Genomic DNA, 9,854 nt, shown 5'->3' with positions numbered 1-9,854 from the left:
TAGCGATTGAGTGCACATTTTTCCGCGGATTTAGCGCTGTAAAAGCTGGCATCTGAATTGCATTAGTTAAGTAAATAGTCGGTGGCGGGCCAATGGCGGCCTGCACACCGCGAGGATAAAGGCGTCCTGCAATGCGTAAGCATTGCCGGGCGCTTTTTTTTTGCATTCGGGAGCGAGTATGGACGAAACGGTTTCACTATCACGGCGACGTTTGTTACAGGCGGGCGCGGTACTCGGCGGCGCTATGCTGCTGCCTGGCATGAGTCAGGCGGTCTGGGCGGCGGGCTCCGATAAACCGGAGCTACAGACGGTTAAGGTGGGCTTTATTCCGCTGACCGACTGCGCGCCGCTGGCGATTGCCTCACTGAAAGGCTTCGACAAAAAGTACGGCATTACGCTGGTACCGAGCAAAGAAGCGAGTTGGGCCGCGGTGCGCGACAAGCTGGTCAACGGCGAACTTGATGCGGCGCATGTGCTTTACGGCCTGCTGTACGGGCTTGAGCTGGGCGTGGCGGCGAAACCACAGCCGATGGCTAACCTGATGACCCTTAACCGCAACGGTCAGGGGATCACGCTGTCGAGCGATTTGCAGGAAAAGGGCATCACCCACCTCGGCGCGCTGAAAAACCTGGTCGGTCAAAGCGCGCCAGGCACCTACACCTTCGCCCATACCTTCCCGACCGGCACCCATGCCATGTGGCTCTATTACTGGCTGGCGAGCGGCGGGATCAACCCGTTTGACGATGTACGCACGGTGGTGGTGCCGCCACCGCAGATGGTGATGAACATGCGCATCGGCAACATGGTGGGGTTCTGCGTTGGCGAGCCGTGGAACGCTCGCGCCATTAACGACCGTATCGGTTTCACCGCTGCCACCAGCCAGGATATCTGGCCGGAGCACCCGGAAAAAGTCCTCGGCGCTCGCCGCGATTGGGTAGAGCAAAACCCGAATACCGCGCGCGCGCTGGTGGCCGCGCTGATGGATGCCGCTCGCTGGATTGACGCCTCTGACGATAACAAACGCGAAACCGCGCAGATCCTCTCTCACCGCGGTTGGCTCAACACCAAAGAACAGTACCTCACCGGGCGGATGCTCGGTGCTTATGACAACGGCATCGGCCGCCGCTGGCAGGATGCGCACCCGATGCGCTTCTTTGAGCATGGGGAGGTGAGCTACCCGTGGCTTTCCGACGGCATGTGGTTCTTAACCCAGTTCCGCCGCTGGGGGCTGCTGAAAAGTGACCCGGACTATCTGGCGGTCGCTCAGCGTATTAACCGCATTGATGTCTGGAAAGAGGCGGCGCAGGCGGTTGGTGGCATTGCCATTCCGACCCAGACCCTGCGCAGCAGCACGTTAATCGACGGTTCTGTCTGGAACGGGGCTGACCCCGCTGCATACGCCCGCAGTTTTGCCATTCAACGTATAGGGGCATGAGATGAATACCAAAACGAAACCTATCGACGCGCCGACTCCGGCAGGAGAAGTGATTGCCATGCCGCCGGTGCAGGTTCGCCGTAGACCGCCTGCGCTGCGGCGCCATCTTCGTGAACTCGCAGAGCGCACTATTCCGGCGGCGCTGGGGCTGGGCCTGTTGGTGCTGCTCTGGCAGCTGGCTGCGGTGAACAGCAAAGGTTTTCCAACGCCGCTCAGTACCCTGGATTCGGCGATAACCCTCTTTTCTGACCCGTTCTATAACAACGGCCCCAATGACGTCGGCGTGGGCTGGAACGTGCTGGCCTCTTTACAGCGCGTGGCGGTGGGCTTTGGTCTCGCGGCGCTGGCGGGTATACCGCTTGGTTTCCTGATTGGTCGCTTTACCTTTGCTTCGCGGATGTTCACCCCGCTGATTGCGTTGCTGCGTCCGGTCAGCCCGCTGGCCTGGCTGCCGATTGGCCTGCTGCTGTTCCAGAAAGCGGAACCGGCATCGAGTTGGACGATTTTCATCTGCTCCATCTGGCCGATGGTGATTAACACCGCCGAAGGGGTGCGTCGCATTCCGCAGGACTACCTCAACGTGGCGCGAGTGCTGAACCTCTCCGAGTGGACGGTGATGCGCAAAATCCTCTTCCCGGCGGTGTTGCCGTCGGTGCTCACCGGGGTTCGTTTGTCGATTGGTATCGCCTGGCTGGTCATTGTGGCGGCCGAAATGCTCACCGGCGGGCTGGGTATCGGTTTTTGGATCTGGAACGAGTGGAACAACCTCAACGTCGAAAACATCCTTATCGCTATCGTCATTATCGGCGTAGTGGGGCTGCTGCTGGAGCAAGGGCTGATGCTGATTGCACGCCGTTTTAGCTGGCAAGAGAAATAGGAGCACATCATGAAACCATTAATTCAGGTGCAGGCCGTGAGCCAGCGTTTTCATACCGCCAGCGGCGAGTTTCTGGCCTTACAGAACGTCTCTTTTGATATTCACGAAGGGGAGACCGTCAGCCTGATTGGCCATTCGGGCTGCGGTAAATCGACGCTGCTCAACCTGATTGCTGGTATTACCCTGCCGACCGAAGGCGGGCTGCTGTGCGATAACCGCGAAATTGCCGGACCGGGGCCGGAGCGGGCGGTGGTGTTCCAGAACCACTCGCTGCTGCCGTGGCTCACCTGCTTTGACAACGTGGCGCTGGCGGTGGAACAGGTGTTTCGCCACACCATGAACAAAGCGGAGCGCCGGGAGTGGATTGCGCACAACCTCGAACGTGTCCAGATGGGCCACGCCATGCAAAAACGCCCGGGTGAAATCTCGGGCGGCATGAAGCAACGCGTCGGGATTGCACGGGCGCTGGCGATGAAGCCAAAGGTGCTGCTGATGGATGAGCCGTTTGGCGCGCTGGACGCGCTGACCCGCGCCCATCTTCAGGACTCCGTCATGCAAATCCAGCAGTCGCTGAACACCACAATCGTGCTGATTACCCACGATGTTGATGAAGCGGTGCTGCTCTCTGACCGGGTAATGATGATGACCAACGGCCCGGCGGCCACGGTGGGCGAAGTGCTGGAGGTGGATCTACCGCGTCCGCGTAACCGCGTGCAGCTGGCGGATGACGGCCGTTATCACCACCTGCGCCAGCAGATCCTCCACTTTCTTTACGAAAAACAGCCGAAAGCGGCGTAAGGGGCTTCTATGCGGCGACTGGTGATGATTGGCAACGGGATGGCGGCGACCCGGCTGGCGGAAAAGCTGGTCGCGAGCGCGCCGGGGGCGTTTGCTATCACCCTTATCGGCGACGAGCCGCATCCGGCCTATAGCCGCATTCAGCTTTCTCCGGTGCTGGGTGGCGAAAAGGATTTTAACCAGACGCTGCTACAACCGGCGCAGTGGTACCGCGACCATCACATCACGCAGTGCCTCGATGAAACGGTGCTGGCGGTTGACGTACAGGCGCGGCGTGTCACCACCACCCAGCGCGAGCTGGAATGGGATGAGCTGGTGTTTACCTGCGGCTCGAAGGCCTTTCTGCCGCCGCTGCCGGGTATTGACCTGCCGCACGTTTTTGCCTTCCGCACTCTCGCCGACGTGGAGGCGATTCTGGCCACGCCGGGCGATGCGGTGGTGATTGGCGGCGGAGTGCTCGGCGTGGAAGCTGCCGCCGCGCTGCGCATAAGAGGTGACAACGTCACTTTGGTGCATCGCAGCGAACGACTGATGGAGCAGCAGTTAGACGAGATGGCGGGCGAACTGTTGGCCCAGCGATTAGCGGAGCGTGGCATCGGATGTGAACTGGGTGCAGGTATCGCACAGATTACCCCTGACGCGGTGGTGTTAAACAACGGACGCGCCATTGCGGCAACCCGCGTGGTGATGGCAACCGGTGTCCGTCCCAACATTGCGCTGGCGCAGCGGGCCGGTATTCATTGCCAACGCGGGATAGTTGTCAACCGCCAGCTTGAGACGGGCATTCCCGGCGTCAGCGCTATTGGGGAATGCTGTGAGATTGACGGACAAACCTTCGGCCTGGTGGCTCCCTGCATGCGGCAGGCGGACGTCCTGGCAGCAAGGCTCTGCGGCAGCCCGCAAGCAGATTTCCACTGGCAGGATCGCGGTACCCGTCTGAAGGTGACGGGGATTGACCTGTTCAGCGCCGGGCGGGTTCAGGCCATCGACGGAGATAGCCAGTGGTCCTCCTATGACCCGCAGACCGGGCACTATCGGCAGTTGTTGGTGGCAAACGGTCAGCTGGCCGGAGTCCTGCTGCTTGGCGACTGCACCAGCGCCGCCGCCTTTACCGATTTATTGCATACCGTCCAGCCCGCGCAGGCGAGCTGGATATTCGACCCTTTTACCACGCAGCCATCGGCTGCAGGAACGCAAACCATGACAAAACCAACATTAGCGGTCGTCGGGCACGGGATGGTCGGCCACCATTTTCTTGAGCAGTGTGTCAGCCACCAGCTGCATGAACAGTACCAGATTGTCGTGCTGGGCGAAGAGCGCTATGCCGCCTACGACCGTGTGCATTTATCCGAGTATTTTGCTGGCCGCAGCGCCGAGTCGCTTTCGATGGTAGAGGGCGATTTCTTTGCCGATAACGGCATCGAACTGCGGTTGTCGCAGGTGGTTACGGCCATTGATCGTGAGGCGAGAGTCGTTCGCAATGCCGAGGGCCATGAGCTGCATTGGGATAAGCTGGTGCTGGCTACCGGCTCGTATCCGTTCGTGCCGCCCATTCCCGGTAATTCGCTGCCGGGGTGTTTTGTCTACCGTACCCTGGACGGTCTTGATGCCATTGCCGCCAGCGCCAAAACGGCCAGCCGTGGCGTGGTGATCGGTGGCGGTCTGTTGGGGCTTGAGGCCGCTAACGCCCTGCGTCAGCTGGGGCTGGACACCCACGTGGTGGAGTTCGCGCCGAATCTGATGGCGGTGCAGTTGGATAACGGCGGTGCCGCTATGCTGCGGGAAAAAATCACCGAACTTGGCGTGAGCGTACACACCAGCAAAGCCACCACCGAGATTCGCCAGACGGAAGCAGGGCTTACGCTACAGTTTGCCGACGGTGAAAGCCTGACGACCGACATGGTGGTGTTCTCGGCGGGGATTCGCCCGCAGGACGCGCTGGCGCGCAGTAGTGGTATTGTCCTGGGCGAGCGCGGCGGTATTGCCATTGATAACCAGTGTCGTACCTCCGACGATGATATTTTCGCCATCGGCGAATGCGCGCTGTGGGATAACAAAATTTATGGTCTGGTGGCCCCTGGCTACCAGATGGCAAGAGTCGCCGCAGCGACGCTTGCGGGTGAAGCGAGTGAATTCAGCGGGGCGGATATGAGCACCAAGCTCAAGCTGCTCGGCGTTGACGTTGCCTCGTTTGGCGATGCCCACGGGCGCACGCCGGGTAGCCAGAGCTATCAGTGGATCCACGGCCCGGAGCAAATCTATAAGAAGATTGTGGTCAGCGCTGACGGCAAAACGCTGCTCGGCGGCGTGCTGGTAGGCGATGCCAGCGACTACGCCACGCTGCTGCAAATGATGCTCAACGATATAGCGCTGCCGCCTCGCCCGGAATCCTTGATTTTACCGGCGCTGGAAGGCAGTACGCCGAAAGCGCTAGGCGTCGCGGCGCTGCCGGATAGCGCGCAAATCTGTTCCTGTCACAACGTCAGCAAAGGCGATATTTGCCAGGCGGTGAGCAATGGCGCCAGCGAAATGGGGGCGATAAAAAGCTGCACCAAAGCGGCGACCGGCTGCGGCGGCTGTAGCGCGCTGGTTAAACAGGTGATGGAGTATCAGCTGGCGCAGCAGGGCGTGGAGGTGAAAAAGGACATCTGCGAACACTTCCCGTACTCACGCCAGGAAATTTATCACCTGGTGCGGGTCAACCGCATTCACACCTTTGAGCAACTGATTGCCCGCTATGGTCAAGGCGACGGCTGCGAAATCTGCAAACCGCTGGTGGGGTCGGTGCTGGCATCCTGCTGGAATGAATATCTGCTTAAACCGGCGCATTTGCCGTTACAGGACACCAACGACCGCTATTTCGCCAATATCCAGAAAGACGGCACCTACTCCGTGGTGCCTCGTATGCCTGCCGGTGAGGTGACGCCGGACGGGCTGATAGCCATCGGGCAGATAGCTAAACGCTACGCGCTGTATAGCAAAATCACCGGCGGCCAGCGTATTGACCTGTTTGGCGCGCGATTAGAGCAGTTGCCTGCTATCTGGCATGAGCTGGTGGAGGCCGGGTTTGAGACCGGTCATGCCTACGGCAAGTCGCTGCGCACGGTGAAATCCTGCGTCGGCTCGACCTGGTGTCGCTACGGGGTGCAGGATTCCACCGGGCTCGCGGTGACGCTGGAGCATCGTTATAAAGGGCTGCGCGCGCCGCATAAAATTAAAATGGCGGTCTCCGGCTGTACCCGCGAGTGCGCTGAAGCGCAGGGCAAAGATGTAGGGGTGATTGCCACCGACAAGGGCTGGAACCTTTATTTATGCGGCAACGGCGGCATGAAACCGCGCCATGCGGATCTGTTTGCCAGCGACCTTGATGACGCGACGCTGCTGCGCACCATTGACCGATTCCTGATGTTTTACATCCGCACCGCCGACCGATTGCAGCGCACCAGCACCTGGATGGATAACCTGGAGGGCGGACTGGACTATCTGCGTCGCGTGATTCTCGACGATGCTCTGGGTATCGGCGAAGAGCTGGAGCAGGAGATGGCCCGCGTTATCGACAGCTATCAGTGCGAATGGCAAACCACCCTGAACGACCCGCAGCGGTTGATGCTGTTCCGCTCCTTCGTCAACAGCGATACGCCGGATGAAGCGGTACAACGTGAATCCGTTCGCGGTCAGCCGCAGCGGGTTCCGGTCTCAACGAAGCCGGCAGCGGTAGGCCATGCTAAGCCGTGGCAGGCGATTTGCCTGCTGGAAGATATTCCCCCGCAGGCCGGGATTGGCGCTCGCCTGGGCGACATGCAGATAGCGCTGTTTCGTCTTAATGGTCACGTTTACGCGCTGGATAATCTGGAGCCCGGCAGTCAGGCCAACGTGTTGTCGCGAGGGCTGCTGGGGGATGCCAGCGGCGAGCCTATCGTTATCTCACCGCTTTATAAGCAGCGCATTCGTCTGCGTGACGGTCGCCATTCAGAGAGCGGTGAGCCGGTGGTACGCGCCTGGCCGGTGAAAATTGAAGGTGGCACCGTGTGGGTAAGCAACCAGGAACTGGTGATGCGCGCGGAGGCCTCATGACAGAGACCCGGACAACCTGTCCTTACTGCGGCGTTGGCTGCGGGGTAGTAGCAAGCGTGGTTGATGGCGCGGTGAGCGTTCGGGGTGATAGCGAGCATCCGGCGAACGTTGGCCGCCTGTGCGTGAAAGGATCTGCATTGGGCGAAACGACCGGTCTGGAGGGGCGTCTGCTGCATCCGTCCGTTGACGGGCAGCAGGTGAACTGGGAGCGGGCGCTGGATGTTGCCGGTGAGCGGTTACGGGCGATTATCAACGAACACGGCCCGCAGGCGGTGGCGTTTTATGCCTCCGGGCAGTTGCTGACCGAGGATTACTACGCGGCCAATAAGCTGATGAAAGGATTTATCGGCGCGGCGAATATCGATACCAACTCGCGTCTCTGTATGTCGTCGGCGGTGACCGGCTATAAACGCGCGTGGGGTGCCGACGTGGTGCCGTGCAGCTATGAGGACGTAGAGCGCAGCGACCTGGTGGTGCTGGTGGGCTCCAACGCCGCCTGGGCCCACCCGGTGCTCTATCAACGTCTGGTGCAGGCGAAGCAGCAAAACCCGCAGATGAAGGTGGTGGTTATTGATCCTCGACGCACCGCGACCTGCGATATTGCCGACCGCCATCTGGCGATTGCTCCCGGCACGGATGCCGGGTTATTTGTTGGGCTGCTGCGCGCCATCGCCGAGTGCGGCGCAAGGCTGGACGATTTTACCGATGCGCCCGCCGCGCTGGAGGCGGCACAGCCCTGGAACGTTGCGCGCGTGGCGGCGTTTTGCGGGCTGCCATTAGCTGAGGTTGCCGCGTTTTATCAGGACTTTATTGCCGCGCCCAGGGCCATCACGCTCTACACCATGGGAATTAACCAATCCTCCAGCGGCAGCGATAAATGCAATGCCATTATTAACGTCCACCTTGCCAGCGGTAAATTCGGCCGCGAAGGCTGTGGCCCGTTTTCGCTGACCGGGCAGCCAAATGCCATGGGCGGCCGTGAAGTGGGCGGGTTGGCAACCATGCTGGCGGCGCATATGAATTTTGAGCCTGCCGACCTCGCCCGGGTAGCGCGATTCTGGGGTACCGAACGGCTGGCGCAAACGCCGGGACTGATGGCGGTGGATCTCTTTGCCGCTATCGGGCGCGGTGAGGTGAAAGCGGTATGGATTATGGGGACTAACCCGGCGGTATCGCTGCCGGACAGCCATGCGGTGAGCCAGGCCCTGAAGCGCTGTGAGCTGGTGATCGTCTCTGAAATTTCGTCCCATACAGAAACCTCTCGCTATGCGCACATCCGTTTTCCGGCGCTGGGGTGGGGGGAGAAAAACGGTACCGTGACCAATTCAGAGCGCCGAATCTCGCGTCAGCGGGCGTTTTTGCCTGTTCCCGGTGAGGCTCGCGCGGACTGGTGGATTATCGCCCGCGTCGCCCAGCGTCTGGGATATGGTGAGGCGTTTGCCTGGCAGCATCCGCACGAGGTGTTTAGTGAACATGCCGCGCTCTCTGGGTTTGAAAATGAAGGTCAGCGAGCGTTTGATATCAGCGGGCTTGCCGAATTAAGCCGTGAAGCGTGGGATGATCTTGCGCCGGTACGCTGGCCGGTTAGCCGCCACGCCCACACGTTGGATCTCAAGCGAGGCTGGCGTGCCGACGCACGTGTACGCATGGTACCCGTCTCGCCACGCGGGATGCAGGCTCAGACCCAGGCACTTTATCCACTTATTCTTAACAGCGGGCGTATCCGCGACCAGTGGCACACCATGACGCGCACCGGTAGCGTGCCAAAACTGATGCAGCATATCTCGCAGCCCATTGTCGAAGTGGCGCCGCAAGATGCCCAGCATTTCGGTCTACAACACGGTGGTCTCTCACGGATAAGCTCGCTGCACGGCGTAATGGTGGCAAAAGTCGTGGTGACCGATAGCCAGCGTCGCGGTTCGCTGTTTACGCCGATGCACTGGAACGACTGCTTTGCCCGCCAGGGGAAAGTCAACGGTCTGGTGGCACCGGTGGTGGACCCGCACTCCGGGCAGCCGGAAAGTAAACAAACGGCGGTGCGCATCGCCCCCTGGCAACCTGCATGGCAGGGCGAGCTCTATTCCCGTGATGAAGTACCGTTAGCGGGGCATGTGACCTGGTGGCGAAAAGCCGCAACCGGGCTGCACCATCTCACGCTCTGCAGCGATCGTCTTATTGAGCAGGATATTCTGGTCTGGTGTCAGCAGCACGGCTGGCAGGTACAGGTGGCGAATGCTGGGGATCTCTGGCATTTGTTGGCGTGGCAGGGCGAGCAGTTGATGCTGGGGTTCTGGAGTAGCCATCGGCTGCCGGAAGTGGACGACTCGCTGGTGTGCAGGGCGTTTAGCGAAGCGCCGCAGACGCTTGTGGACCGTCATGCGCTGCTGAGCGGTCAGGATTTGGCACGACCGGCGGCAGGGAAAATTGTTTGCAGCTGTTTCAGCATTGGTGAAAAAAACATCCTTGACGCGATTGAAAAACAGGGTTGCCGCACGGCGGGCGAACTGGGTGAACGGCTGAAATGCGGCACCAACTGCGGCTCCTGCGTGCCAGAGCTTAAAGCATTGCTGGCAAGTACGACGATAAAAGTGACGGTTTTATAACCTTCAGGCAATTCCTGGAATAAGGGGCAAAGGCTGAACCCTCCCGGTAAAGGGGTTAAACTGATGA

Annotated in this window: 5 protein-coding genes; all 5 read left to right on the top strand. The window is 60.3% G+C overall.

Going from position 1 to position 9,854, the window contains the following annotated elements; all coding sequences use genetic code 11:
• Window positions 1-178: 178 nt before the first annotated feature.
• The 5 genes from RDN66_RS20105 to RDN66_RS20085 are packed head-to-tail and all read left to right on the top strand — an operon-like array spanning window position 179 to window position 9,787.
• A complete protein-coding gene (locus tag RDN66_RS20105) occupies window positions 179-1,435 on the top strand; it encodes a CmpA/NrtA family ABC transporter substrate-binding protein (protein ID WP_308538138.1) in 1,257 nt (418 codons plus the stop codon).
• Window position 1,436: 1 nt separating this feature from the next.
• The gene (gene ntrB / locus RDN66_RS20100) at window positions 1,437-2,312 is read left to right on the top strand and encodes a nitrate ABC transporter permease (RefSeq protein ID WP_202217803.1); all 876 of its coding nucleotides are present in this window, start codon (window positions 1,437-1,439) and stop codon (window positions 2,310-2,312) included.
• Window positions 2,313-2,321: 9 nt separating this feature from the next.
• Window positions 2,322-3,110: an ABC transporter ATP-binding protein gene (locus tag RDN66_RS20095; protein ID WP_202217804.1), complete on the top strand. Its 789-nt coding sequence runs from the start codon at window positions 2,322-2,324 to the stop codon at window positions 3,108-3,110.
• Between the two features lie 9 nt (window positions 3,111-3,119).
• On the top strand, window positions 3,120-7,184 hold the full coding sequence (gene nirB, locus RDN66_RS20090; RefSeq protein ID WP_308538137.1) for a nitrite reductase large subunit NirB: 4,065 nt from the start codon (window positions 3,120-3,122) through the stop codon (window positions 7,182-7,184).
• A complete protein-coding gene (locus tag RDN66_RS20085) occupies window positions 7,181-9,787 on the top strand; it encodes a nitrate reductase (protein ID WP_202217806.1) in 2,607 nt (868 codons plus the stop codon). The genes nirB and RDN66_RS20085 overlap by 4 nt, the downstream gene beginning before the upstream one ends.
• Window positions 9,788-9,854 lie beyond the last annotated feature (67 nt).

Source organism: uncultured Kluyvera sp. (genome assembly GCF_902485085.1).
Classification (GTDB): Bacteria; Pseudomonadota; Gammaproteobacteria; order Enterobacterales; family Enterobacteriaceae; genus Kluyvera; species Kluyvera ascorbata.
Note: the sequence above shows the minus strand (reverse complement) of the source record. Positions and strands in the feature narration are given on the sequence as shown.

Excerpts from the sequence above, each read along its gene's own strand:
- RDN66_RS20095 (WP_202217804.1), top strand. The coding sequence starts at position 2,322 with ATGAAACCATTAATTCAGGTGCAGGCCGTGAGCCAGCGTTTTCATACC.
- ntrB (WP_202217803.1), top strand. The coding sequence starts at position 1,437 with ATGAATACCAAAACGAAACCTATCGACGCGCCGACTCCGGCAGGAGAA.
- RDN66_RS20085 (WP_202217806.1), top strand. The coding sequence starts at position 7,181 with ATGACAGAGACCCGGACAACCTGTCCTTACTGCGGCGTTGGCTGCGGG.
- nirB (WP_308538137.1), top strand. The coding sequence starts at position 3,120 with ATGCGGCGACTGGTGATGATTGGCAACGGGATGGCGGCGACCCGGCTG.
- RDN66_RS20105 (WP_308538138.1), top strand. The coding sequence starts at position 179 with ATGGACGAAACGGTTTCACTATCACGGCGACGTTTGTTACAGGCGGGC.